Source organism: Nocardia sp. NPDC052566 (assembly GCF_044547285.1).
Lineage (GTDB): Bacteria > Actinomycetota > Actinomycetes > Mycobacteriales > Mycobacteriaceae > Nocardia.
On record NZ_JBIUAF010000006.1, the window covers coordinates 594500 to 617474 of the forward strand.

A 22975-nucleotide genomic window follows, 5' to 3' on the forward strand; every position below is an offset into this window, starting at 1 on the left:
GGGCCCGTGCTCGCTGGCACCGACCCAGCCGACTTCGACGCCGTGGGGTTCACTGTCACCCCGCTGTCTCAGCTCATCGTGCCCGGTCTGGTCGTGGTCGCGAATGCTGCCGCGGGGCCGATCGACCTCGATATCGCCCATGTCGCATGGGAATCCCAGGTCACCGGATATCCGGTACTCACCGACGATCCCGGCCCGTATGCGAATCTGAACATGCCGATCGACCTCGAAATCCTCTGAGCCGAGGTGGTGTTGAAGGACAACGTGAGCGACTACGTCTATCGCGCGGTCCGGCGAATGCTGCTCGCCGAAGAGTTGACCGCTGTTACCACGACCGCCGACGATATCGCCTTCGCCGAGGCAGCCTCGGCATCCGGATTGGAGGCGTGGGCTGCTGATGAGTGAGCCCGCCATGGCCAAGGGGCGAAAGGCAAGATCATCAGGAACTGATGGCGGCAAAGTACGAGAAGCCAGTTACCTCAGTTCCTGATGATCTTGTGAGGTGCTAGGCGGTGGCTGGCTCGGATACGCTCATTTCCTCGGCATTATCGTGGCGATGTTGTCGGCTATCGCGCGGGCGATCGATTCGGCGGCTAATTTAGCTTCCGATACCTGTTGAGCGGAAGGGCTATCGATGGCGATGTCATCTGTTCCTGAGAAATTTGTCGCCGACGCGGTCACTTCGACTATCAAGTTGCTGATCCGAAATGAAGTTTCTGCTTGTACCTCACGGCCTACCTTCTGCTGTTCACTAGTGAACGCCTCATCACCTGCGTTTATGTAGATTTTTTCCCCGCGGCGTTTATCGCGCTGTTTACCGAAGAATTCCTTCGTCGATTCGATTGGATCTTCGGATGAGGTATCTATGGTGAGCCAGATCGAGATAAAACGAAACTGCGGCCTATCTCCTGTCTCGCGCCTCTCTGGTAGAGTTTTGGCGGTGTAGTGCACGCTGCATGGAAATGAGCTTGATTGCAAGACCGGCGGTAGAGGTGAGCGGTCGACAATCTTGAATCGCAGATTCTCGTCGTACAGTGACCCGCCGAATTGCTTCACTGGCGTTGTGGTCGATTTTTCCAACGCCCAGCAATCCGATGGTAGAGATGCGAACTTCGCCTGCTCCGAGGTATTCCTCAGATCTGAGCAGGCCGTGGCTAGTATTAATGTAGCGGCCAATATGCTCAGCGTGACTGCGGCTGTCGATTTCATGTGCTATCCCACCGGCGGCCCGGTTGGCTTGCGCGGCTTCCAGCTGCCGTTGTCCAGAGCAACCGGGGCGATTTCGGGAGGAACGGCGATCTGCGCAGCAAGTGTCCTGATTTCCTCCAATCCTGTCAACAGATTGTCTCGGTACGTGATTACGTCCTTAATGACCGCGGTGGTTTCCGTGATGAAGTCCTTTAATGCTTTGACGATGGCCTTAGTTTGCCCCGCCAAATCGAAATCAAAAGTCAGAGCGCCTTCAACCACCGCTAATGTGTCCCCTGCATATTGGAGAATAATCGTGGCATAATTAGCGATGTGGCCGATTGCTGTTGAATAGTTATTTACAATCTTGGATCGGAAGGCGTCGATCTTGCCGGTAATGTCCGCTAGAATCTTGCGAGTGTCCTCAGTGGTCTTAACTATCCGTTCGACATAACTCACAGCGGCTTCGCGTGCCGGGCCATTCCATCTGCCGGTCAGATTTTCCTTTGCGGTCTGCAAGCCGACACTGTGGTCGCTGCCATCGATCGAGGAGGTTAGCTCCTGGACCGCAGTTCGCCATGCGCTGGTAATCGGCGGCACGTTGTTCGGATTGCCCAGCATGCCGTGAATGATGTCGACGTTCTCGCGGACGCCGGGGACGTTGACCCGCTCGGCCCAGGTGACCAGCGTGCTGGCCGGACCCCACGGAAAAATGAGCTCCTCCGGGAGGTTGTTGGGGTTCTTGTCGGCAGGGATCGGATAACCTTTGATGGTTTTGCTACCCATGTTCAGTACCCCAGCATCTCGTCGATATATCCGAACTCTCGATAGTACTGCGCATCTACATTTTCATAGTTGGTGGCACACGTGCTTATGCCTTCGCCGGCCGACTGGATAGATTTCTTACCCTTGTCGAGCTTGTCGTGCACATTGGTTGCTACATCATTGAATATGCTTGCAACGTCTTTTCCGAAGATGCCGAGGGTGAGAGGTGGCATTCGGTGATCGCCAACATAATTGGCTGCCAAGTTATAGTGGCCAGCCGTGTTTATTATTTCGTTGGCTTGCGTTCGCAAGGCTTGAGGGACCACATGGAAGTCGGTCATCGGTTTCCTTCAGCTGTTCCAGTCGGTCGCGTGGTTCCGAACTCGCCGTTAAGCGTGGTGAGCAGAGCTTCGAGCACGTGGTTTTCGCTTGCTTGGGAAACCTCGTCGGGGTCAAGATTGATGGATTGCAGAACCCCTCGACTATCGATGACAACCCACCCGAAATCGGTTCCATCGAAATTATCGACAATCGGAACAGTGTATTGTTCGGCGGGAGGTAGTGGTTCGCGGTTTCGGATCGCCATCACTGCGCGATTCCAGTCACGATTTATCTCTTGCACAAGCGCGTAGATGCGGTCAAAATCTGTCACAAAGCTCTTCCTTTAATGGGTTGCTGATTTGATCAACGAGCCGGTTGGTTGCCGTCTGGGTTCAGATCTGTGAGCAGATCGTATGCGTCAGGAAACTCCTGACGGAGCTGTTCGATTCCGATCGTGGAAGCGTTGTTTCGAGCCTTGTTTACTGCCTCCACGATCGCCCGGCACGTAGTATCTAAATCCTCGGTTAAGGCCCAGGCTGGGCGTGTGAAATCGCCTAGGCCTTGCGGTAGATTGATATCCAGCACCTGTCTTCCATCGCCAGAAACAACAGCGACCGCTAACCCATCGCTTGACCGCGCACGAACTGGCTGCTCGGCTGCGGACGAAATCACATTATGCACGCGTGCGCTGAAGGCCTCGATCTGCTCCTCGGTCTCGGCCACAAGTCGCTGGTAATCTTCGAGTCTCATCTGTGCCCCTCATTGATAGGTAATCAGTTGCTGTCATTGTCGGGCGTATACCAATTTAGCCAGAAGAGGTAGTGGTGAATCATGCGTCGTAGGGATGCAGGACATTATCGTCCGTCTCCTCCCGTAACTGCTGGACGGCTTTATTGATCCATGTGGTGAATTCCGCCGCTAGGTCTTGGGGGACGGTTGGGCGCACCGTGATGTGCTCGGCGGTGCGCTGTTCGGTGTAGCGGCCGTCGTCGGTAATGTCGTACCAGCGCAATGTGTTTCGAGGGCTTGGTCGATCGTGGATCGGGCCGATCAGGAGACCGGCGTTGCCGCCGCCGTCAACAGGACGATCGAGCAACCCCTTGTACTGCACAAGTGAATCGTTATGGCGCGATGCCCCGAAGTGTGGATCGCGTGGTCGTGCCAGGTCCTGAGCATGGAAGACGGCGGCTCCGGCGCTTCCCGGGTTGCATCCAGGAAGGAAGTTCACGATTCGTGCAGGGAGTGCCTCGGTTGAGCAGGTTCGTAGACGAACCTGTCCATGTTCGCCGTTGGCAGCTGACTGGAACAGCACCACTGCGTGATACAGGTTGCGGGCGCCGAGGAGGCGATACTCGCGTCTGCTGCCGTCGTTTGCGCGGTGTTTCGTTGTGCCGCCAAGGATCTCGATTCGCACGTCCGACGTGGTGAGGGTGTGCAGGGCGAGTTGGATTTCTTCCATCTCGTCGCTGTCGTAGCTTTCGCGGACTTCGGTGCGGTGGGTGTCGAAGTCCTCACGGAATGTGAAGCGACTGCGGTGATGCAAGGGGCGGGGGAAACGGTCATTCGCAGCGCTGAACCACAGTGCGGCGAAATCGTCTGGTTCCCAAGTCCATTCGCCCATCACCTGGCTCCGCTGCGACCGCGGTCGGGTGTCGATTCGCGATTTTGTGAGGGTGGTTCTTGAGCCCGGGGCACCGAAGCGGCTCTAGCGCCTCCTCCGATCACGCCATCGGGGATTACTCGCGGCGCCTCGCCCAGCAGTTCGTCGGTGTTCTCGTGGTTGATGAGGTAGTCGGGCGTTTTGTGTTCGGCATCCCCTTCTTGCTTGCCGCGACCTGCGCCTGGCGCCATCATCCCCGGGAGTCCGGACGCACCGCGGCCCGCGGCAGCAGCCGCGGCTGCTGCCGGAGACGTCGTCGTGCCTGGCGCCATCGGGGCCCCAGGGATGCTTCGACCTGGTGACCCTGGACGTGTGCCAGGACTGCCGGGACCACCGGGACTGCCTGGGCGGGAGGTTCGGGTGGGCGCGTTGCCAGGCGTACCTGGTGTGGTGGTGCTGGCTGGAGTCGTCGGGTTACCGGGGGTGTTCTTGTTCGCGTCTTGCTGTGTTCCCGCTTGGTTCTGGCTGGTTGACGTTGTATTGGACGGATTGGTCTGGTTGGAGCTCTTGTCCGGCGAGGACTGGTCGCCTTGTTTTTCCTGATTGGCGGGATTGCTCGGGTTCTGGCTGCCAGGCTGATCGGTAGTGGACGGCCCGGAGTTGTTGGGGCGACCATTGGTGCTCGGGCCGCCACTGTTGTCTCCGCTGGTGTCGCCGTTGCTGGGAGTCGGGATATCAAGCGGGCGGGTTGGATCGAGCGGCCTGGGTAGGACCGGGATAGAGCCGTCAGTGAGAGCGAACGGCTTGACGTAGCGGTCGCGCATCTTGTCGCGAGCGTCGTCCTCGGCGTCGTTGCGACGACCCTCCAGGACCGACTTGTTCCAGGGATATCCGTCGAGGTCGTACCACGGGGGATCGCCGATCAGATCGGGGATGGCGCTTTTGGTGTCGGTAGCGGAGGTTGCTGCCGCGGTGATCTGTGCGCTTACCGTGTTGAATGTCGAAGTCAGTTGATCGGCGTCGGTGGTGTAGCGCCGGATCGCGTCGATCGACGCCCGCGCTGCTTGGCCTTCCCATGCCGAGGCAATAGACGTCTGCATGCGCTGCCGGAACGCCTCCAGCCCCTGGGCCCACTTCGTCCCGGCCTGCGAGTACTTGGTTGCCGCGCCGTTGGCGGGTTCGGTGGCCACCTTGTCGAAGGTTTCCTTGATTCCCTTGTGCGTCCAGCAAATTGGGTATTCGGTGGTCGGCGGGATCTTCGGTGCTTCGTTTCCGCTCATTTGCCTTGCCCCTGCTGGAGCGAGGTCAGCTGGGCACGGAAACGCGCCGCCCAATCTGCGTCTGTCGCGATGTAGCGGTCGCGCATGACCTCGTGGAGTACGCGGATATCCTCCACGATCTTGTAGTGCTCCTCGAGGACCGTGTGGTAGTCGTCGCTTCCGCCCATGGCCTTCTCGCGAAAGCGTTTCGCCATGGTCGGTGCGGAGGTCAACTGTGATCCGGTGTGATCGCCGATGCCCCACGTTGCGATCTCAGAGATTTCGCGCATGTCTTGCTGGATGTCTTGGATCACCAGCTTGAATTTCTCGCATTCATAGTCGATCTTAGCGAATTCCTCGGGATCCATCCGTAAATCCAGTCGGCCTGCGCGAGCCTCTGTAATCATGTTTGTCAACGGACTTGGCGAATTCGGTTCGGTTGCCATAGGTTTCGTCCCTCCCTAAGAAGCTGTCACGCGCTAGCTGGCACGCTGGGTACGACTTTCTCGGCGAGTGTCCGCGCCAGTTGGCACGATTCGACCTTCCCGGTTTCGCTGCGTGACGGTGGATTGTCGAGATTGAACTCCAAGCTTCCGCCTTTCATCTCGACATTCACAATGCATGCGGCCTTGTCGTCCAGTTGATGGGCCGCGATTGCCGGGCGACCAGCGATGGTGAATTGCTCTGCACCAGCGAAGTTGCGATCGCGGACTGCTTGGACTGTCAGATTGGTGGTCTTAATCGCCACGGCGTAGCCGTTCGGGCGAACCCACCCGCAGCCCCGCCATTTCACCCCACCGGGTGCATCCAAGTCCTTGCGTCCGGAGGCCTTCAGTTTCTCGGACGCCAGCACGTCCGCCGGTATGTCGGTGCAGGGGTCGAATCCTGTCGGCACGTCTTTTGCCAGCCCGGACCCGGATGCGTTCGTGGTGGGTGCGCCTGAAGCTCCTGTCGTGCTCGCGGCTGGCTTATCCCCACCATTGCTCGACGAGTCGCAACCAGCCAGAACAGGCCCGGCGACTATAGCCGCCGTCATCAGCACCACTCCCGCGGACGCGCGCATGCCCACCCCTCTTGTCGATCATCGCTCGGCAATTTCCAGCCGAGCCTAACAACCTCCGCCGTTGCCAGTGGTTGCTCGTCGCGGCTCCAGCCATCAGTCCCACTGCCGTGGTAGCCGGGCATCAGCCGCCTCTCATACGTTGCCTTCAATATTCAGACGCACTGGACCCGGGACCGGTTCCATCGAACTGAAAACAGGCTGACCGGGATAGCCGTCAATCCCGGAAGACCGAGGTCAGCCAGTAGCCGATGGCTCCCGGGAGGGTGGCGGCCGAGCCAACGATGAGGAAGAGCAGGCCGACGCCGAAGTGTGGGGTACCGGGGTAACGGCCTGCGGCGTTCTTGGCCTCGATGACGGACCAGCCGAGGGTGAGGAAGACGAGGGCGGCGATGACCTCGGCGAAGGCGAGAACGACCACTCCCGTCAGGATGGGTGGGGTTCGGAGTTTGCGAGGCAGTAGGCCCCAAGCGGCGATGGCGAGCAAGACCGCGCCTGGGATGAGCCAGAGGGCTGGAAGGTCTACGTCCTTCAGCTTCACCAGGAAGTATTCGTCGGAATACTGGCCGAGCTTGAACAGTGGCGTGAACAACGCGATCAAGAGTGCGCCGACGCCGAGGCCGAATGCGCCGCGTGCGGTGGTGAGCGAATCCTGAAGTGTTGTCTCAAGCCGCTGGTCTCTGCCATTCCAGCTGCATAAGCGGACACGTTGCACGCCTAGCGGTGTGCAGTAGGGTTGTCTCCGGCTAAGAGGGGCGGAGGTAGTCGAGGGTGGGTCACACGCTGGCGCATGGTCAGGTTTTTGCCGGTTACCGCATCGAGCGACTGCTCGGGGTCGGCGGAATGGGGGAGGTGTACCTCGCTCGCGACCGCGACCTGCCTAGGTGGGTGGCGTTGAAGCTGCTCAGTCGGGCCGTCACCAACGACGTCGATATCCGCGCCCGGTTCCTGCGGGAGGCCGATACAGCCGCGCGGCTGTCTCATCCGAATATCGTCATCGTCTATGCCCGGGGTCAGGAGGGCGATCAGCTGTGGATGGCGATGCAGTACGTCGATGGCACCGACGTTGCCGCAGTGCTGCGCAACGGCCCCATTGGTCCTGAGCCGACGATCCAGATCATCACCGAGACCGCGAAAGCGCTTGATCACGCCCATCGTTCAGGAGTGCTGCATCGAGATGTGAAGCCTGCCAACATCTTGCTTTCGAACGACCAGCATGAGGGAATCTTCCTGGCAGACTTCGGAATCGCAAAGGCGCTGGACCAGTCGAACAGCCTCACTCGCACGGGCGAGTTCTACGCTAGTTTGCAGTATGCGGCGCCTGAACAACTCGACATGCAGGTCGACGTCGATCATCGGGCCGACGTCTATGCACTCGGTTGCACGCTGTATCACATGCTGACCGGCGTACTGCCTTATCCGGGGGCGAACAGCAGTCAGCTGATTCACGGCCATCTCAATGCGCCGGTGCCGCTGCCGAGCCAGCAGAATCCAGCACTGCCAAAGGGTTTCGACAACGTCATCGCTACCGCTCTGGCGAAGGACCGCAACTTTCGGTTCAATAGTTGCGGCGAACTCGCTGCCGCCGCGCAGCAGGCGCTGGCAGGGGAAAGCGTTCCGGCACCGCGAACGCCGCCCGTGCCCCAGGCCGGGAAACGCCGATGGAAGTCGATCGCGATCATTGCGGCGGTTGGTGTTCTCACTACTGCGGGCACGGCAGCCGCGTTCATTGTGCGAGAACGTGATCGGACTGCCGACCAGCACTCGCTCGAAGAAGCTCGCGAGACAGCCCGACAGGCTGCGTGCGCATACTTCCGTACCGCGTTCACCTACAGTCCCGAGGGGTTAGAGCGCTACGAACGTGATGTTCTCGATGGGGCAACAGGCGAGTGGAAGTCAGAATTCGAAGGGCAGTTCCCGAAGCTTCGAGATGCGATTGTGTCGGCTCAAGTTCGGAGACGCGTACTGGATGCCCAGTGCACCGTCAAGTCCGCCGATAAGAACGGCGCTGACATCTTCGTGCTGGCCACGACGGCTGATAGCACTAGAGACAATCCAGAGGACCTGAAAAAAACGATCCCAACGACCATGGCGATGGAATACGTCGACGGCCGATGGTTGTGCAGCGACCTGGTCAAATAGACCGCGTCTAAACCCACACACCCTTGCCGACGGTGACGACTCCTCCGTTGCTGATCGCGAACCGTTCCCGGTCCCGGTCGAGGTCGACGCCGATGATCTCGCCTTCGCCGACGACGACGTTCTTGTCGAGGATCGCTCGGCGTACGACGGCTCCGCGTCCGATGCGGACGCCTGGCATGAGGACGCTGCCTTCCACCGTTGCTCCGTCGTCGATCATGACGTTGGAGCTCAGGACGGAGTTGCGGACGGTGGCGGCGGAGAGGATCGAACCCGCGCCGACGATGGACTCCTGGGCTAACCCGCCCTGGGCGAACTTGGCAGGCGGGAGGTTCTCCGCCGCTCCGCGGATGGGCCAGTGTTTGTTGTAGAGGTTGAAGACCGGGTGGACGGAGACGAGGTCCATGTGGGCGTCGTAGAAGGCGTCGATGGTGCCGACGTCGCGCCAGTAGCCGCGGTCGCGGTCGGTGGCGCCGGGGACGTCGTTGTCGGCGAAGTCGTAGACGGCGGCCTCGCCCGCGGCGACCAGGGACGGGATGATGTCGCCGCCCATGTCGTGGTCGGAGTCGGAGTTGTCGGAGTCGGCGCGGATGGAGTCGACGAGGACCTTGGTGGTGAAGACGTAGTTGCCCATGGAGGCGAAGGTGACGTTGGGGTCGTCGGGGGTGCCGGGCGGGTGCGCGGGCTTCTCCAGGAACTGGGTGATGCGGCCGGTGTCGTCGGTGTCGATGCAGCCGAACGCGCTGGCCTCGCTGCGCGGCACCCGGATGCCCGCGACGGTGACGCCCGCGCCGGAATCGATGTGGTGCTGCACCATCTGCTCGGGATCCATCCGGTATACGTGGTCGGCGCCGAACACCACGATGTAGTCGGGATCCTCGTCGTAGATGAGGTTCAGCGACTGCATGATGGCGTCGGCGCTGCCGGTGTACCAGCGCGGGCCGAGGCGCTGCTGCGCGGGCACCGGGGTGATGTACTCGCCCGCGAAACCGGACAGCCGCCAGGTCTGCGAGATATGCCGGTCCAGCGAATGCGACTTGTACTGCGTGAGCACGCACAGTCGCAGATAGCCCGCGTTGACCAGGTTGCTCAGTACGAAGTCGATGAGACGGTAGGCGCCGCCGAAGGGGACCGCTGGCTTGGCGCGGTCCGCGGTGAGTGGAAAGAGTCGCTTGCCCTCGCCACCGGCGAGCACGATCCCGAGTACGTGCGGCTGGCTCCTCACAGTTGCCAAACTACCGTGAACTCGGGTCGCGAGTGGCCTGTGGGAACGGGACCGTTTACTTTGAACCGGTGAGTTTCGGCACGGACGGCGGGGAGTCGGCAACGGGATCCGGTGACCTGGACCGGCTCCGGGTTGCCATGCTGACGCGCGAATATCCGCCCGAGGTGTACGGCGGCGCCGGTGTGCACGTCACTCAGTTGACGTCGCGGCTGCGCCGATTGTGCGATGTGACGGTGCACTGCATGGGCGTGCCGCGCACGGATGCCGTAGTGCACCAGCCTGATCCGTCGCTGTACGCCGCCAACGCCGCGCTGCAGATGATGTCGGCACAGCTACGCATGGCCGATGCCGCGGGTCAGGTGGACGTGGTGCACTCGCACACCTGGTACACCGGACTGGCCGGGCATCTGGCCGCAACGCTGTATGGGATTCCCCACATTCTCACCGCGCACTCGCTGGAGCCGCGCAGGCCGTGGAAGGCCGAGCAGCTAGGCGGTGGCTATCGGCTCTCGTCGTGGTCGGAGCGCAACGCGGTGGAGCACGCCGACGCGATCATCGCGGTGAGCGAGGGCATGCGCCGCGACGTGCTCGACGCCTATCCGTCGATCGATGCCGATCGGGTGCACGTGATCCACAACGGGATCGACGGAGCCATGTGGCATCCGGGACCAGCACTCGCCCATTCGCGGCCGATCCTGGCCGAGCTGGGGGTGCGCACGGATCGTCCGATCGTCGCCTTCGTCGGGCGGATCACCCGGCAGAAGGGCGTCGCGCATCTGCTGGCCGCCGCCCGCGAGTTCGACCCGGAGATCCAGCTGGTGCTGTGCGCGGGCGCGCCCGACACCGAGGAGTTGGCGCTCGAGGTGGCCGCCGCGGTCGAGGAACTGCATCGTGGTCGCGGCAATGTGTTCTGGGTGCGGGAGATGCTGCCCACCGAGCAGATCAGGCAGATCCTTTCGGCCGCAACGGTTTTCGTCTGTCCCTCGGTATACGAGCCGCTGGGCATCGTGAATCTGGAGGCGATGGCGTGCGCGACCGCGGTGGTCGCCTCCGATGTCGGCGGCATCCCCGAGGTGGTCGTCGACGGCGGCACCGGGCGGCTGGTGCACTACGACCCGGCCGCAACCGAGGAGTTCGAGCACGGGCTGGCCGAGGCGATCAACGAGGTCGCCTGCGACCCGGTGCTCGCCGCCGAATTCGGCGCCGCGGGGCGGGCGAGGGCGATTGCGGACTTCGACTGGTCCTCCATCGCGGCGCGCACCGTGCGGCTCTATGATCAAGTGCGCAAACTCTGAGCTGAAGAATCTCTGCCCGGAAGAGCCGACGCCGCGTCGGCGGCTCGACTCTGGAAGAGAGGAACTCGCAACGATGCCCCAACTGATCAGCGTCATCGAACGACAATTCTCCAACGTCATCGAACGACAACTGTCCAGCGTCATCGAGCGCCGGCTTCTGGTGAACTACCGTGTCGACCCGGAGTTCGCGGCTCGTCTCTTACCCTTTCCGCTCCGCCCGCAACTGGTCCGCGATTGGGCGGTCGCCGGTATCTGCCTGCTGCGCCTCGGGCAGCTGCGCCCGGTCGGCATGCCCGCCGCGCTCGGGGTGCGCAGCGAGAACGCCGCGAGCCGCGTCGCCGTCGAATGGGACGGACCGCGCGGCGTCGAAACCGGCGTCTACCTCGCCCGCCGCGATACCGGATCCCCGTTGAACGCACTGCTCGGCGGGCGCTTCTTTCCCGGCGTGCACAACCTCGCGCACTTCGACGTCGACGAGAGCGAAACGAATCTGCACGTGGCGTACGCCAGCCGGGACGGTACGACCAGGGCCGGGGTCGACGCGCATGTGCTGGAGGAGTTCGAGGGCAGCGTACTGTTTCCCGATTTCGCGGCGGCCTCCGATTTCTTCCGGCACGGTTCCACCGGATTCTCCGAAAGCCGCGATGGACACCACCTGAACGGGCTCGAGCTCTACATCCACAAATGGCAGGTGAGCCCGGTCCATGTGGACAGCATCTACTCGACGTTCTTCGGCGACCAGACCCGCTTTCCGCCCGGGACCGCGACCCTGGACTGCGCACTGCTGATGCGCGATCTCACCGCGACCTGGAGCCCGGCGGGGTTTCTGCACGAAACGGCGGTGTGCTGACCTGGTGTCAGCGCTTCGGCCGATAGACGGTCACCCGCACGGCGGCCGTGACATCGACCAGGTCCGGCAGGGCCGCGAGCCGCGGATCCGCCGAGGGGGTCGCGTGATGGGCGGAGGGACCCATCGCCACCACGTTCGCGATATCGGCGCGCGGCAGCCGCATGGGGTATTCGACGACCGTGCGACCGACGGCGTCGAAGTGGCCGGACATCGATGCGGACAGGCGCCGGTCCTTGTCCGGGTCGACCGTCACCATGCCGAGCGGCTCGATGAGCTCGCTCAGGTGACGTTCGGTGGGGGTGGCGACGACGAAGCGGCCGTCGGCGGTCAGCGCCCGGCTGACCTCGGCCGGGTTGCGTGGCGCGAAGACCGAGAGGATCGCGCTCAGCGCGCCGTCCCGGATCGGCAACCCGCGCCAGGCGTCGGCGAGGATCGATGCCGCGCGTGGGTGGGCCCGTGCGCACCGGCGGGCCGCGGGTTTGGCGACGTCCAGCGCGATGCCGACGGCCGAGGGCGCCGCGTCGAGCACGCCGGACAGGTAGTAGCCGGTACCCGCGCCGACCTCCAAGACGGCGCCGGGGGCGTCGCCCGATGCGACGGCCTCGGCGACCGCTTCGGCGATCGGTGCGAAGTGGCCTGCGCCTTGGAATGCGGCGCGGGCGTCCAGCATGGCCGCGGTGTCACCGGTCATCTTGGTCGACGCGCCGGTGAGCAGGCTGACGTAGCCCTGCTTGGCAATGTCGAAGCTGTGCCCCTGCTCGCAGCGCAGGGCACCGGTGGTCGCCTCGAGACCGAGGCCGCATTCGGGGCAGGCCAGTAGACCGGCCGTGGCAGCCAGCGCTGAGGTGTTAGCTGGTGACACTCTTCAGTTCGTCACCGAGCGCCGCAGCCTCGTCCGGCGTGAGCTCGACGACCAAACGCCCGCCACCCTCGAGTGGAACCCGCATGACGATTCCACGCCCTTCCTTGGTTGCCTCGAGGGGACCGTCCCCGGTGCGGGGCTTCATGGCCGCCATCCTCTGCTCCCTCCAGATCTGCGCGGTAAGCTGCGCACTTTCTTGGAACTCCAGTTGTCACCAACAGGCGAGCTCGCCGGCATTTGACGAGCTACACCGGTCCTATTCTTCCCTATCGCCGGAGTGGACGGATACCTGAGTTCGAAATGTGACCGCTGGGTCGGTGTCGGACACCTCACGTTCGACCCAGCAATCGGCCAGGTGATCGTCCACCATTCCGGTCGCTTGCATGAGTGCGTAGGCCGTGGTCGGTCCGACGAATCGGAAGCCCCGGCGCTTCAATTCTTTTGCCAGAGCGACGGATTCGGGTGTGGTCGCGGGCACATCGGCGGCCGTGCGTGGCCTCGGCCGCGGTGGCGGCGCGAAGGACCAGATCAGCTCGTCGAGTCCGGTATCGAGCTCGCGCGCGACCCGCGCGTTGGTGATCGCCGCCTCGATTTTGGACCGGTTGCGCACGATGCCTGGGTCGGCGAGCAGCCGTGCCACATCGGCCTCGCCGAACTCGGCCACCGCGTCGATGGCGAACCCCGCGAACGCGGTGCGGAACGCCGGGCGTTTGCGGAGGATGACGATCCAGGACAGGCCCGACTGGAATGCCTCGAGGCACATCCGCTCGAACATGGCGTCGTCGCCGTGCAGGGTCTTGCCCCACTCGTCATCGTGGTAATCGCGGTACAGCTTCGACTGCAGCGGCCACGGGCAGCGGATGCGGCCGTCATCCGGCACGGCCTGCTCGACGCTCACTTCTTGTCCGGCGTGACGGGCTCGACCCAGTCGCCCGCGCGCGCTTCGGCCAGCGCGAGCTGTAGCTCGTCGATCCTGGCGGCCAGCTTGGCAAGCGCCCAGTCCACCTCGGATGCCTTGTAGCCGCGCACCACCTGCTGGAAGCGCAGCGCGCGCACGTCGGCGCCGGTGATCCCCTCGGCGGGCAGCACGGTGGCCGTCGTGCCCTCCGGCAGTGGGCCGAGCTCCTCCGAGCGCCCGAAAACCGCGCTGGCGAGCAGGAACAGCACCGCGGCGACCAAGCCGATGATCAACACGTACAACAGCAGCGTGAGCATGTGTTCGAGCTTATTGGCTCGCACCGACAGCGAGCACACGACGGCTCGCGGAAATCAGCCCGCGAATTCCGTGGCGAACAGTTCGGCCAGCTGCCCGGCCGCCTGATCGATGCCGTTGGTGCCGATATTGCCGTAGCCGAGCACCACCGAGTGGGTGCGGTGTGGGGTGTGCTGATACCGGGTGACCGAGTCGAAGGCGACGCCGACGGCCTCGGCGCGATCGCGGAAGAGGTCCGCGTCGCAGGTGTCCGGCAGCGTCGCCATGGTTTGCAGACCGGCGGGGATGCCCGGCAGCAGCAGCGGCAGGCGGTGCCGGGCGATGGCGGTTTCCAGTGCCGCCCTGGTGTTCTTGTACCGGGCGCGGCTCTGCCTGATGTGCCGGTCGTAGCCGCCGTTGCCGATCAGTTCGGCGAGCGCGAGCTGTTCCAGCGTCGCGCTGCCGTGGTCGGTGAGGAATTTGTGCACCACCAGTTGCTCGATGAGCGGCGCGGGCCCGACGAGCCAGCCGAGGCGCAGGCCGGGGCCGAGTGTCTTGCTCGTCGAGCCGAGGTAGACGACCGAGCCGGGCGCGCGGCCCTGCAGTGAGCCGATGGCCCTGCGGTCGAAGCGGAATTCGCCGTCGTAGTCGTCCTCGACGATCACCGCGCCGGTGCGCGCGGCCCAGGCCACCAGCGCCTCCCTGCGCTGCGGCGCCAGCACGGCGCCGGTGGGGAATTGGTGTGCCGGCGTGATCAGTACCGCGTCGATTCCACGCTCGGGCAGCGCGTCGACGATCAGGCCGTCGGCGTCGACCGGAATCGGGCGCGGCCGCAGCCCGGCCCTGACGATGATCGGCGCACGGTGCGGCAAGCCCGGATCCTCCAGCGCCACGGTGCTCGCGCCCGCGCGGCGCATCCCATGGCAGAGCAGATCGAGGCCCTGGGTGACGCCGCCGCAGACCAGGACGGTCTCCGGCGTGGCGGCAACGCCGCGCACCCGGGTGAGGTAGGCCGCAAGCACCGTACGCAGGTGTGGATGTCCCGCGGTGTCGGGATAACCGAAGTCGTCGTTGGCCGCGGCGGTGAGCGCGGCGAGCCAGGCCCGCCGCCACGCCCGCCGCGGGAAGTGGGCGAGATCGGGGGTGCCGGGTCGCAGATCCCAGCGCGGTGGCCTGCGCTCGGCCGGTGGATCGGCGGGCGGTGCCGCGCTCGGTTCGACGAGCGAGACGGTGGTGCCGGAACCGGTGCGGGTGTGCAGATATCCCTCGGCCGCGAGCTGGGTGTACGCGTCGACGACGAGGCGGCGCGAGACGCCGAGATCGGCGGCGAGCACCCGGCTGGCAGGCAGTCGCTGCCCGGCCGCGAGCCGTCCGGTGCGCACGCCGTCGCGTAGCGCGGTCTCCAGCTGGACGCGCAGCGCGATGCCGTTGCCCGGCTGCAGGGTGAGCAGGAGGTCCGGCCCGGAATTGGTACCCGAATCTGGCACGCCAGTGGAGCTTACCGGGCTCCGTTTACGGAATTACCGTGGGCCGCAGTCACGTTCGGCGCATGCGGCGCCGTGAGCACGAGGAGCGACCATGACACCGATGCCTACCGATACCGCGCGAGAGCTCCGGTTCGCTTCGGCGGCAACAGTTTTCGCCAGGCTGGCGGTGGCCGCGGGCTTCCTGTCCGCGGTCGCGGACCGTTTCGGCTGGTGGGGCGGCACCGCGAACGTGTCCTGGGGCAACTTCGACAATTTCCTGGTCTACCTGAACAAGCTGGCGCCGTACCTGTCCGGCCCGTTCGTCGATGTCGTCGGCTGGGTGTCCACCGCGGCGGAAATCGTGCTCGGCCTGACCCTGCTGTTCGGGATCGCGCTGCGCTGGTCGGCCTGGGCGAGCACCGGTCTGCTGCTGAGCTTCGCCCTGTCGATGTTCTTCTTCTCCGGACCCGAAGCACCGTTGAGCGCTTCGGTTTTCAGCGCGGCGGCGGCCTCGGCGCTGCTCGCGCTCGCACCGGCGGGCGCCTATGTTTTCAGCCTGGACAGGGTGCGCGCGACGATGTCCGCGCACGCCGTCGTCCCGGCCGGGGCATAGCGCCGCGAAGACGGAACAGGGCCGGTGCTCAGCGCACCGGTCCTGTGCCCGTCTATAGGTGGCGTGTCGTGTCGATTCCGAGGGACATGCCCGCCAGGCCGCGGCGGCGGACGGCGAGCTTGTCGGCGACCTCCAGCAGTGCCTTGGCGGCCGGGTTCTCCGGATCGCGCAGCACGATCGGTGTGCCTTCGTCGCCCGCTTCGCGCAGGCTCTGCTCGATCGGCACCTGGCCGAGCAGCGGGACGTTCGCGCCGACGGCGCGGGTCAGCCGCTCGGCGACGGCTTGGCCGCCGCCGGAGCCGTAGAGGTCCATCCTGGTGCCGTCGGGCAGGTCGAGCCAGGACATGTTCTCCACCACGCCCGCGATCCGCTGCCTGGTCTGCAACGCGATCGCGCCCGCACGCTCGGCCACCTCGGCGGCGGCGGGCTGCGGGGTGGTGACGACCAGGATCTCCGCGTTCGGGATCAGCTGGGCGATGGAGATGGCGACGTCGCCGGTGCCGGGCGGCAGGTCGAGCAGCAGCACGTCCAGGTCGCCCCAGAACACGTCGGCGAGGAACTGCTGCAGCGCGCGGTGCAGCATCGGCCCGCGCCACACCACCGGGGTATTGCCCTGGGTGAACTGCGCGATGGAGATCAGCTTCACGCCGTGCGCCTGCGGCGGCATGATCATCCGCTCGACCTGGGTCGGTCGCGCGTCGGTGCCGAGCATGCGCGGGATCGAGTGGCCGTAGATATCGGCGTCGAGCACGCCGACCGACAGCCCGCGCGCGGCCATGGCGGCGGCGAGATTGACGGTGACGCTGGACTTTCCGACGCCGCCCTTACCGGAGGCGACCGCGTAGACACGGGTCAGCGAGCCGGGCTGGGCGAACGGGATGACCGGTTCGGCCGAGTCTCCGCGCAGCTGCTTGCGCAGGTTGGTGCGCTGCTCGTCGTTCATCACGTCGAGGTCGACGGTGACCGCGCCGACACCGGCGACGTCCGCGACGGCCTTGGTGACCCGCTGGGTGATCTCGGTGCGCAGCGGGCACCCGGCCGTCGTCAGATAGACCTCGATGTGGACATTGCTGTCCGCGCCGATGGTGATGCTCTTGACCATGCCGAGCTCGGTGATCGGTTTACGGATCTCCGGGTCGTCGACCTTCGCGAGAGCTCCCCGCACATCCGATTCCGTAACCACTGACATGGCAGGAATTTTAGGCGCGTCAAATCCTGGGCAGGTCCCCGGGCTTCGGTGCGACGCCGTTGGCGTACGAGGTCGCCCACGCCATCACGTTCGCGACGTAGGCCATGGAGTTGTTGTAGCGCAGGATCGCGCGCGACTGCTGGGCCAGGTCGCGCATGTTCAAACCGCCGTCACACAGGTACTTTCCGGCGGTCAGCGCCGCGTCGAAGAGGTTCTGCGGATCGGCGATGCCGTCGCCGTTGCCGTCGGCGGCGTAATGCTTCCAGGTCTCCGGCAGGAACTGCATCGGGCCGACCGCGCGGTCGTAGGCGCCGAGGCCGTCCAGCGCGCCGCCGTCGCTGTCGCGGATCACGTTGTTGCCCGCGAGGCTGCCGTCGAGCACCGGTCCGTAGACGGGGGAGATCGGATCGCCCGCGACATCGGCCTTGCCGCCGAACGCGTGCGTGGATTCGACCCTGCCGATACCGGCGAGCAGGTACCACGGCATTCCGCAGACCGGGTTCTCGGCGGCGAGGGTGCGCTCGGCGACCTGGTAGGCCTCCATCGCGATGCCCGGTACGCCGAGTGGTCCGGCGGGCAGGCCCGCGGGTTGTCTGCCGTCTTGCGGCGCAATGGTTTTGACGATCGGGGGAGCCGGCGGCGGCGCCTGCCGTGCCATCGCGTGCGCGAGGTATTCGGCGGGTTCCGCGACGGCCGGGGGTCTCGGTACCGAGTCGTCCTGGTCTTCGGCGACGTGCTGCTGGACCGATGCTGCGGTCTGATTGGCACCGTCGACGGTGGAGGCGGCGGTGACTGCCACCAACCCCGCGGGAACCAATCCGGTCAATGCGATAACGGAGCTGCGCCTGACGGTCGCAGGCGACTGTTTTCGGTGACGCCCCACTGTGTGGTGACCCTCCAATGACTCATCGAGCGAGTCTTCGTGATGGACGAAGGAGAGGTTACCGCATTCGAGACCTTTTTGTTACTGCTTCGTGATCTGATTTCGCGTTTGGGTCGCAGGCGGGCATCGGGTTTCGGAGTTCGGGGTGCTCAGGCAGCCCGACGGCTCACGGCAGCGGGATAACGATTCCTGGCGCCAGCGTGATCCCGGCGGGCGGCGGCGGTGCCTGCTCCGGTGCGGGGGCGGGTGCGGGCTCCGGCGCGGCCTCGGGTGTCTTGGCGACCTCGGGTGCCGGAGTCGCGTTGGCCTGCACCGCATCACCGGGCGATTGCGGTGCGTTCGCGGCGCCGGGTGGCTGAGCCTGCGGCTGGTTGCACGAGGCGGGTCGCGGCAGCGGTTGCGGATGTGCCGGATCGTTCGCTTCGCCCGTCTCGGCGCCGAAGACCTGTCCTGGCGTCAGCGGTTGGCCGGGTTGACCTGGCAGCCCCGGCTGACCGGGCACGGGTGCGGGCACCTGCGCGGGCTGCACATCGCACGGGTTCGCCGGCGGTGGCGGCGGCGGGCAGAAGATGCCGCACGGGATCGGCGGCAGGCCGGGGATCGTGATCATCACCTGGGTCGGTGACGGCGCGGGCGGCGCCACCGTCGGCGACTGCTCGGCGGGCGTCGGTGTGACCGTGGTGCTGACCACCGTCATATCCGGCAGATTCGCCGGTGCGCTGCCCGGCGGGATCAGATCGGGGGAGATGGTCACCTGGGTCGGCGAACCGCCGGTCCGGTAGGCGGCCGACCAGCTCAGCACGTTGGCCGCGTAGGACATCGAGTTGTTGTAGCGCAGCACCGAGCGCAGTTCCTGTGCCGGATCGCGCAGATCGAGCCCGCCCGAGCAGAGGTACTTGCCCGCGGCGAGCGCGGCGTCGAAGACATTGTTCGGATCGGCGACGCCGTCACCGTTGCCGTCGGCGGCGTACAGGCTCCAGGTGCCGGGCAGGAACTGCATCGGCCCGATGGCGCGCACGTAGCCGCCGTCGGCGGTCTTGATGATCTCGTTGCCCGGGAGCGTGCCGTCGAGCGCCGGGCCGAAGATGGGCGTGACGGTGGTGCCCGCGACGTCGGTGCGCCCGCCGCCCGCGTGGCCGGATTCGATGCGCCCGATACCGGCCAGCAGGCTCCAGGACAGCCCGCAGCCCGGCATCGAGGATTCCATCGCCAGCTCCGCGTTGCGGTAGGCGGCGAGCACGACCTCCGGGATGCCGAGCGCGCCGCCGACCATGGGCAGCGAGATGTTCTGCAGTGGGACCGTTCCGGCGAACGGCGCGGGGCCGTCCGCGGGCGGGGTCATCGCGGTGAGTTTGCGGGGCGGCTCGGCGCTGACCGGGAGCAGGCCGACCGTCCGAGACAATTCCGTCGCGGCGCCCGCCTCGGTTTTCCCCGGCCCGCTCGCGGCGGCGAGCAACGCCTCGGGCGCCTTGGCGGGCGCTCCGGCGGGAGAGGTGTGGGCGGCAGATCCCGTGGCGACAAGACCGGCGACGACGAGGGCCGACACGGTTATCGGAGCAGATATTCGCATTCGGCCACACCAATCCTCTACGTCGTGAGAGCGTGTCCGGGACATCCCCTACCCGGTCTCGCTCGGGACAACGTCCTCCAGGTTACCCACGAGTCAGGTAGATGTTGTGCATTTCCGGTCAATCATCAGCTACGGGTGGCCATTCATGGGCCGGAACCTGCTTGCGACCGGAGTTTTTCTTGCGGTGCGATTTGCCCGGTTTGTCGGTGTGCGCCAACTGATTCGGCGCGGCCGCCGCCTCGATCCGGTCGAGCACCTCACGCATTTCGTCCAACTCGCGGCGCAGGTAGTCGCGCGTGGCGACCTCGCCGACGGCGAGTCGCAATGCCGCGAGTTCGCGGGCGAGAAACTCGGTATCCGCTTTGGTCTGGGCGGCGCGGGTGCGATCCTCCTCCAGTGACACGCGGTCGCGGTTGTCCTGCCGGTTCTGCGCGAGCAGGATCAGCGGCGCCGCGTAGGCGGCCTGGGTGGAGAAGGCCAGGTTGAGCAGGATGAACGGATACGGGTCCCAGCGCAGGGCGACCACGAAGATGTTCAGCAGGATCCAGACCACCACGATGACGGTCTGGATCGCCAGATACCGCCCGGTGCCGAGGAATCGCGCGATCCGCTCGCTGGTGCGCGCCAATGCCTCGGCGTCCCAGTCGAATCGGAACCGGCTCTCGACCGGCGTCTCCAAACGCTGTCGCGCCACACTCTTCTCACTCATGGCCACGCACCCCCTGGTGTAGCTCGTCCTGCTCGCGCCAATCCTCGGGCAGCAGATGGTCGAGGACATCGTCCACGCTGACGGCGCCGAGTAGGTGGTTCTCGTGGTCGACCACCGGCCCGCAGACCAGGTTGTAGGTGGCGAAGTAGCGGGTCACCGCGGCCAGCGGGACATCGGGCAGCAACGGTTTCAGGTCGCTGTCGACGATGCCGCCGACCAGGTGTGCCGGAGGTTCGCGCAGCAATTGCTGAATGTGTACCGAGCCGAGGTATCTGCCGGTGGGTGTCGCTGTCGGCGGGCGGACGACGAACACCATGGAGGCGAGCGCGGGCGTCAGGTCCGGGTTGCGCACCCGTGCCAGCGCCTCGGCGACGGTGGCCGATGGCGCGAGGATGACCGGTTTCGGCGTCATCAGACCGCCCGCCGTATCCGGTGAATGTTCGAGCAGCCTGCGCACCGGCTCGGACTCCTCCGGGTCCATCAGCGCGAGCAGCGAATCGGCCTCGCCCTTGGGCAGCTCGCCGAGTAGGTCGGCGGCGTCGTCGGGATCCATCGCCTCCAGCAGGTCGGCGGCGCGATGCTTCTCGAGGTGGCCGAGCAGGTCGACCTGGTCGTCGTCGGGTAGCTCCTGCACCACGTCGGCGAGGCGTTCGTCGTCGAGCGCGAGCGCCACCTCGATGCGCCGCTTCTCCGGCAGTTCGCGCAGCAGGTGCGCGACGTCGGCCGCGCGCAGCCCCTCGAACTGCTCCAGCAACTGGGTGACGTCCTGGCCCGGCCTACCGATCTCGTACGGGGTAAGACCGGAGACCTGAGGCCAGTCGACGACGTGCACGGTGCGCTTGCGGCCGATGCGCCGGTGCCCGCGCACGGCGACCCGGGAGACCCGCCAATCCCGCGACCGATCCTGTTCGATGCCGAGGTCGACCACGAAGACATCGACGCCCGCCACCTCGGGCAGGTCGGGATCGTCCACGCGCACCGACGAATCCACGATCTGCGCCATGGCGAGCAGCTCACCGGGCCGCTGGTTGAAGCGGCGCAGGCTCACCGTGCCGGTGTTGAGCGTCACCATTCCGGGCTCGATCGCGGTCACCCGCAGCATCGGCACGAATATGCGCCGCCTGGTGGGCAATTCGACGACGAGGCCGTGGATGCGTGGTTGCTGGCGGTCGTAGCGGATGGCCACGACCACGTCGCGGATGCGGCCGATAGACTCGCCGTCCGGTCCCAGCACCACCAGGCCGGCCAGCCTGGCGACGTACACCCTGGTTGCTGCCATGTGTAGAAGGCTAAAGGTTTGCAGCCGCAACGAAGGACAGGAGCGATCATGTTGCCCCGCCGTTCAGTGCTCGCCGTACCGGGCAGCAGCCAGAAGATGATCGACAAGGCGAAGGGTTTGCCGGTCGATGAGGTCTTCCTCGATCTGGAGGATGCGGTCGCCCCGGTGGCCAAGGCCGCCGCTCGCGCGAATATCGTTGCGGCGCTGAATGATCCGGATTGGAAGGCGCCGCTGAAGGTGGTCCGCGTCAACGACTGGACCACCGAGTGGACCTATGCGGATGTGATCGCCGTCGTAGAGGGTGCGGGCGCTTCACTCGACGCGATCCTGCTGCCGAAGATCACCGACGCGGGCCAGGTGCGCGCGCTGGACCTGCTGCTGACCCAGCTGGAGAAGGCGAGCGGGCTCGAGATCGGGCGCATCGGCATCGAGCCGCAGATCGAGAACGCGCTCGGGCTGCGCAACATCGATGAGATCGCCACCGCGAGCCCGCGGGTGCAGGCGCTGGTCTTCGGCCCGGCCGACTTCATGGCCAGCATCAACATGCGCACCCTGGTGGTCGGCGAGCAACCGGAGGGCTACGACACCGGCGACGCCTACCACCACATCCTGATGACCATCCTGCTCGCCGCCCGCGCGCACGGCTTGCAGGCGATCGACGGTCCCTACCTGCAGATCCGCGATGTGGACGGCTTCCGGCGCGCGGCCGCGCGCACGGCGGCGCTCGGCTTCGACGGCAAGTGGGTACTGCACCCGGGGCAGATCGACGCGGCCAACGAGATCTTCAGCCCGCGCCAGTCCGATTACGACCGCGCGGAGCTGATCCTGGACGCATACGCCTTCCATACGTCGGAATCGGGCGGCGCGCGCGGCGCGGTCATGCTCGGTGATGAAATGATCGATGAGGCAAGCGCAAAAATGGCGCAGGTCGTCGCGGAGAAGGGCCGGGCCGCCGGAATGACGCGTACCACGCGTTTCACGCCACCACACGACCGGTCGGAATAGCAGAATAGAGATATGACGAATCCCTTGGGGAACTCGAATCGCGCGCGTCAGGGTCTACCGACGCCGCCGTCGGGCTGGCCGGTCGGCTCCTACCCGACCTACGCCGAGGCGCAGCGGGCGGTGGACTACCTGGCCGACGGGCAGTTCCCGGTGCAGGACGTGACCATCGTCGGCGTGGACCTGATGCAGGTCGAGCGCGTGCTCTATCGCCTGACCTGGGGCAAGGTCATCGGCGGCGGTGTGGTGTCCGGTGCTTGGCTCGGCCTGTTCCTCGGCCTGCTGCTGAGCCTGTTCACCACCGGTGGCGCGCTCGGCCCGCTGCTCGTCGGCCTGGTCGGCGGCATCATCTTCGGCGTCATCTCCACCTCGATCCCGTACGCGGCGACCAAGGGGCAGCGCGACTTCGCCTCGAGCATGCAGCTGGTCGCGGGCCGTTACGACGTGCTGTGCGACCCGAAGTCGGCCGAGCAGGCGCGTGACCTGCTGGCGCGGTTGGCGATCTGAT

29 protein-coding genes are annotated in these 22975 nt (G+C 65.4%); 8 read left to right on the forward strand and 21 right to left on the reverse strand.

The annotated features are described in order from the left end of the window. Window positions 1–6 precede the first annotated feature (6 nt). The gene (locus ACIG5A_RS32650; protein WP_397247170.1) at window positions 7–240 is read left to right on the forward strand and encodes a hypothetical protein; all 234 of its coding nucleotides are present in this window, start codon (window positions 7–9) and stop codon (window positions 238–240) included. A gap of 12 nt (window positions 241–252) precedes the next feature. Beyond that, window positions 253–405 carry a hypothetical protein gene (locus ACIG5A_RS32655; RefSeq protein WP_397247172.1) on the forward strand — a complete coding sequence of 51 codons (153 nt, stop codon included), beginning with the start codon at window positions 253–255 and terminating at the stop codon, window positions 403–405. A gap of 126 nt (window positions 406–531) precedes the next feature. On the opposite strand, the gene ACIG5A_RS32660 is transcribed toward ACIG5A_RS32655, so the two are convergent. The 10 genes from ACIG5A_RS32660 to ACIG5A_RS32705 all read right to left on the reverse strand — a co-directional run bounded on the left by ACIG5A_RS32660 (window position 532) and on the right by ACIG5A_RS32705 (window position 6794). Continuing rightward, window positions 532–1209 carry a hypothetical protein gene (locus ACIG5A_RS32660; RefSeq protein WP_397247174.1) on the reverse strand — a complete coding sequence of 226 codons (678 nt, stop codon included), beginning with the start codon at window positions 1207–1209 and terminating at the stop codon, window positions 532–534. A gap of 3 nt (window positions 1210–1212) precedes the next feature. Further along, the gene (locus ACIG5A_RS32665) at window positions 1213–1974 is read right to left on the reverse strand and encodes a WXG100 family type VII secretion target (protein ID WP_397247176.1); all 762 of its coding nucleotides are present in this window, start codon (window positions 1972–1974) and stop codon (window positions 1213–1215) included. Window positions 1975–1976: 2 nt separating this feature from the next. Next, window positions 1977–2294: a type VII secretion target gene (locus ACIG5A_RS32670; protein ID WP_397247178.1), complete on the reverse strand. Its 318-nt coding sequence runs from the start codon at window positions 2292–2294 to the stop codon at window positions 1977–1979. Further along, complete coding sequence (locus tag ACIG5A_RS32675) at window positions 2291–2605, reverse strand: hypothetical protein (protein WP_397247180.1); 315 nt, start codon at window positions 2603–2605, stop codon at window positions 2291–2293. Before ACIG5A_RS32675 ends, ACIG5A_RS32670 begins: the two co-directional genes overlap by 4 nt. A gap of 32 nt (window positions 2606–2637) precedes the next feature. After that, window positions 2638–3024: a hypothetical protein gene (locus ACIG5A_RS32680; RefSeq protein ID WP_397247182.1), complete on the reverse strand. Its 387-nt coding sequence runs from the start codon at window positions 3022–3024 to the stop codon at window positions 2638–2640. A gap of 79 nt (window positions 3025–3103) precedes the next feature. Next, window positions 3104–3895: an ESX secretion-associated protein EspG gene (locus tag ACIG5A_RS32685; RefSeq protein ID WP_397247184.1), complete on the reverse strand. Its 792-nt coding sequence runs from the start codon at window positions 3893–3895 to the stop codon at window positions 3104–3106. Then, entirely contained in the window at window positions 3895–5154 is a 1260-nt protein-coding gene (locus tag ACIG5A_RS32690; protein ID WP_397247186.1) for a hypothetical protein, read from the reverse strand. The genes ACIG5A_RS32685 and ACIG5A_RS32690 overlap by 1 nt, the downstream gene beginning before the upstream one ends. Then, on the reverse strand, window positions 5151–5501 hold the full coding sequence (locus ACIG5A_RS32695) for a hypothetical protein (protein WP_397247188.1): 351 nt from the start codon (window positions 5499–5501) through the stop codon (window positions 5151–5153). The genes ACIG5A_RS32690 and ACIG5A_RS32695 overlap by 4 nt, the downstream gene beginning before the upstream one ends. Before the next feature lie 104 nt (window positions 5502–5605). Then, on the reverse strand, window positions 5606–6196 hold the full coding sequence (locus ACIG5A_RS32700; protein ID WP_397247190.1) for a DUF3558 domain-containing protein: 591 nt from the start codon (window positions 6194–6196) through the stop codon (window positions 5606–5608). 214 nt (window positions 6197–6410) lie between these two features. After that, window positions 6411–6794 (reverse strand): hypothetical protein, encoded by a 384-nt coding sequence (locus tag ACIG5A_RS32705; protein WP_397247192.1) that lies wholly within the window; start codon window positions 6792–6794, stop codon window positions 6411–6413. 170 nt (window positions 6795–6964) lie between these two features. On the opposite strand from ACIG5A_RS32705, the gene ACIG5A_RS32710 reads away from it, so the two are divergent. After that, window positions 6965–8335 (forward strand): serine/threonine-protein kinase, encoded by a 1371-nt coding sequence (locus ACIG5A_RS32710; protein WP_397247194.1) that lies wholly within the window; start codon window positions 6965–6967, stop codon window positions 8333–8335. Window positions 8336–8342: 7 nt separating this feature from the next. On the opposite strand, the gene glgC is transcribed toward ACIG5A_RS32710, so the two are convergent. Further along, window positions 8343–9557 (reverse strand): glucose-1-phosphate adenylyltransferase, encoded by a 1215-nt coding sequence (gene glgC, locus ACIG5A_RS32715; protein ID WP_397247196.1) that lies wholly within the window; start codon window positions 9555–9557, stop codon window positions 8343–8345. Window positions 9558–9694: 137 nt separating this feature from the next. Between glgC and glgA the strand changes: the two genes are divergently transcribed. Beyond that, window positions 9695–10852, forward strand: a complete 1158-nt coding sequence (gene glgA, locus ACIG5A_RS32720; protein ID WP_397247987.1) for a glycogen synthase — start codon at window positions 9695–9697, stop codon at window positions 10850–10852. Between the two features lie 73 nt (window positions 10853–10925). Next, window positions 10926–11702: a DUF2071 domain-containing protein gene (locus ACIG5A_RS32725; RefSeq protein WP_397247198.1), complete on the forward strand. Its 777-nt coding sequence runs from the start codon at window positions 10926–10928 to the stop codon at window positions 11700–11702. 7 nt (window positions 11703–11709) lie between these two features. On the opposite strand, the gene ACIG5A_RS32730 is transcribed toward ACIG5A_RS32725, so the two are convergent. From ACIG5A_RS32730 to ACIG5A_RS32750, 5 genes are all read right to left on the reverse strand, one after another. Continuing rightward, window positions 11710–12564, reverse strand: a complete 855-nt coding sequence (locus tag ACIG5A_RS32730; protein ID WP_397247200.1) for a putative RNA methyltransferase — start codon at window positions 12562–12564, stop codon at window positions 11710–11712. Then, a complete protein-coding gene (locus ACIG5A_RS32735) occupies window positions 12551–12718 on the reverse strand; it encodes a DUF3117 domain-containing protein (protein WP_011211259.1) in 168 nt (55 codons plus the stop codon). The genes ACIG5A_RS32730 and ACIG5A_RS32735 overlap by 14 nt, the downstream gene beginning before the upstream one ends. 102 nt (window positions 12719–12820) lie before the next feature. After that, entirely contained in the window at window positions 12821–13462 is a 642-nt protein-coding gene (locus ACIG5A_RS32740; RefSeq protein ID WP_397247202.1) for a DNA-3-methyladenine glycosylase I, read from the reverse strand. Next, a complete protein-coding gene (locus ACIG5A_RS32745) occupies window positions 13459–13779 on the reverse strand; it encodes a DivIVA domain-containing protein (protein WP_397247204.1) in 321 nt (106 codons plus the stop codon). Before ACIG5A_RS32745 ends, ACIG5A_RS32740 begins: the two co-directional genes overlap by 4 nt. Before the next feature lie 54 nt (window positions 13780–13833). Continuing rightward, the gene (locus ACIG5A_RS32750) at window positions 13834–15243 is read right to left on the reverse strand and encodes a PLP-dependent aminotransferase family protein (RefSeq protein ID WP_397247206.1); all 1410 of its coding nucleotides are present in this window, start codon (window positions 15241–15243) and stop codon (window positions 13834–13836) included. A 91-nt stretch (window positions 15244–15334) separates the two neighbouring features. On the opposite strand from ACIG5A_RS32750, the gene ACIG5A_RS32755 reads away from it, so the two are divergent. Beyond that, the gene (locus tag ACIG5A_RS32755) at window positions 15335–15835 is read left to right on the forward strand and encodes a hypothetical protein (protein ID WP_397247208.1); all 501 of its coding nucleotides are present in this window, start codon (window positions 15335–15337) and stop codon (window positions 15833–15835) included. A gap of 52 nt (window positions 15836–15887) precedes the next feature. Here ACIG5A_RS32755 and ACIG5A_RS32760 read toward each other — a convergent pair whose 3' ends face one another. The 5 genes from ACIG5A_RS32760 to ACIG5A_RS32780 form a co-directional block, all read right to left on the reverse strand. Beyond that, window positions 15888–17024, reverse strand: coding sequence for an Mrp/NBP35 family ATP-binding protein (locus ACIG5A_RS32760; protein ID WP_397247210.1), 1137 nt, complete (start codon window positions 17022–17024; stop codon window positions 15888–15890). 19 nt (window positions 17025–17043) lie between these two features. Then, a complete protein-coding gene (locus tag ACIG5A_RS32765; protein WP_397247212.1) occupies window positions 17044–17907 on the reverse strand; it encodes a lytic transglycosylase domain-containing protein in 864 nt (287 codons plus the stop codon). Between the two features lie 166 nt (window positions 17908–18073). After that, entirely contained in the window at window positions 18074–19477 is a 1404-nt protein-coding gene (locus tag ACIG5A_RS32770; RefSeq protein ID WP_397247214.1) for a lytic murein transglycosylase, read from the reverse strand. 118 nt (window positions 19478–19595) lie between these two features. Next, window positions 19596–20186, reverse strand: coding sequence for a DUF1003 domain-containing protein (locus ACIG5A_RS32775; protein ID WP_397247216.1), 591 nt, complete (start codon window positions 20184–20186; stop codon window positions 19596–19598). Next, entirely contained in the window at window positions 20179–21465 is a 1287-nt protein-coding gene (locus tag ACIG5A_RS32780; protein WP_397247218.1) for a magnesium transporter MgtE N-terminal domain-containing protein, read from the reverse strand. Before ACIG5A_RS32780 ends, ACIG5A_RS32775 begins: the two co-directional genes overlap by 8 nt. Window positions 21466–21513: 48 nt before the next feature. Between ACIG5A_RS32780 and ACIG5A_RS32785 the strand changes: the two genes are divergently transcribed. Both ACIG5A_RS32785 and ACIG5A_RS32790 read left to right on the forward strand, forming a co-directional pair. Beyond that, window positions 21514–22470, forward strand: a complete 957-nt coding sequence (locus tag ACIG5A_RS32785) for an HpcH/HpaI aldolase/citrate lyase family protein (RefSeq protein ID WP_397247220.1) — start codon at window positions 21514–21516, stop codon at window positions 22468–22470. A 12-nt stretch (window positions 22471–22482) separates the two neighbouring features. Further along, window positions 22483–22974 carry a general stress protein gene (locus ACIG5A_RS32790; protein ID WP_397247222.1) on the forward strand — a complete coding sequence of 164 codons (492 nt, stop codon included), beginning with the start codon at window positions 22483–22485 and terminating at the stop codon, window positions 22972–22974. Window position 22975: the final 1 nt, after the last annotated feature.

Excerpts from the sequence above, each read along its gene's own strand:
- ACIG5A_RS32665 (WP_397247176.1), bottom strand. The coding sequence starts at position 1,974 with ATGGGTAGCAAAACCATCAAAGGTTATCCGATCCCTGCCGACAAGAAC.
- ACIG5A_RS32735 (WP_011211259.1), bottom strand. The coding sequence starts at position 12,718 with ATGGCGGCCATGAAGCCCCGCACCGGGGACGGTCCCCTCGAGGCAACC.
- ACIG5A_RS32725 (WP_397247198.1), top strand. The coding sequence starts at position 10,926 with ATGCCCCAACTGATCAGCGTCATCGAACGACAATTCTCCAACGTCATC.
- ACIG5A_RS32770 (WP_397247214.1), bottom strand. The coding sequence starts at position 19,477 with ATGCGAATATCTGCTCCGATAACCGTGTCGGCCCTCGTCGTCGCCGGT.
- ACIG5A_RS32790 (WP_397247222.1), top strand. The coding sequence starts at position 22,483 with ATGACGAATCCCTTGGGGAACTCGAATCGCGCGCGTCAGGGTCTACCG.
- ACIG5A_RS32690 (WP_397247186.1), bottom strand. The coding sequence starts at position 5,154 with ATGAGCGGAAACGAAGCACCGAAGATCCCGCCGACCACCGAATACCCA.
- ACIG5A_RS32775 (WP_397247216.1), bottom strand. The coding sequence starts at position 20,186 with ATGAGTGAGAAGAGTGTGGCGCGACAGCGTTTGGAGACGCCGGTCGAG.
- ACIG5A_RS32780 (WP_397247218.1), bottom strand. The coding sequence starts at position 21,465 with ATGGCAGCAACCAGGGTGTACGTCGCCAGGCTGGCCGGCCTGGTGGTG.
- ACIG5A_RS32680 (WP_397247182.1), bottom strand. The coding sequence starts at position 3,024 with ATGAGACTCGAAGATTACCAGCGACTTGTGGCCGAGACCGAGGAGCAG.
- ACIG5A_RS32745 (WP_397247204.1), bottom strand. The coding sequence starts at position 13,779 with ATGCTCACGCTGCTGTTGTACGTGTTGATCATCGGCTTGGTCGCCGCG.
- ACIG5A_RS32785 (WP_397247220.1), top strand. The coding sequence starts at position 21,514 with ATGTTGCCCCGCCGTTCAGTGCTCGCCGTACCGGGCAGCAGCCAGAAG.
- ACIG5A_RS32685 (WP_397247184.1), bottom strand. The coding sequence starts at position 3,895 with ATGGGCGAATGGACTTGGGAACCAGACGATTTCGCCGCACTGTGGTTC.
- glgA (WP_397247987.1), top strand. The coding sequence starts at position 9,695 with ATGCTGACGCGCGAATATCCGCCCGAGGTGTACGGCGGCGCCGGTGTG.
- ACIG5A_RS32670 (WP_397247178.1), bottom strand. The coding sequence starts at position 2,294 with ATGACCGACTTCCATGTGGTCCCTCAAGCCTTGCGAACGCAAGCCAAC.
- ACIG5A_RS32700 (WP_397247190.1), bottom strand. The coding sequence starts at position 6,196 with ATGCGCGCGTCCGCGGGAGTGGTGCTGATGACGGCGGCTATAGTCGCC.
- ACIG5A_RS32755 (WP_397247208.1), top strand. The coding sequence starts at position 15,335 with ATGACACCGATGCCTACCGATACCGCGCGAGAGCTCCGGTTCGCTTCG.
- ACIG5A_RS32660 (WP_397247174.1), bottom strand. The coding sequence starts at position 1,209 with ATGAAATCGACAGCCGCAGTCACGCTGAGCATATTGGCCGCTACATTA.
- ACIG5A_RS32695 (WP_397247188.1), bottom strand. The coding sequence starts at position 5,501 with ATGGATCCCGAGGAATTCGCTAAGATCGACTATGAATGCGAGAAATTC.
- ACIG5A_RS32760 (WP_397247210.1), bottom strand. The coding sequence starts at position 17,024 with ATGTCAGTGGTTACGGAATCGGATGTGCGGGGAGCTCTCGCGAAGGTC.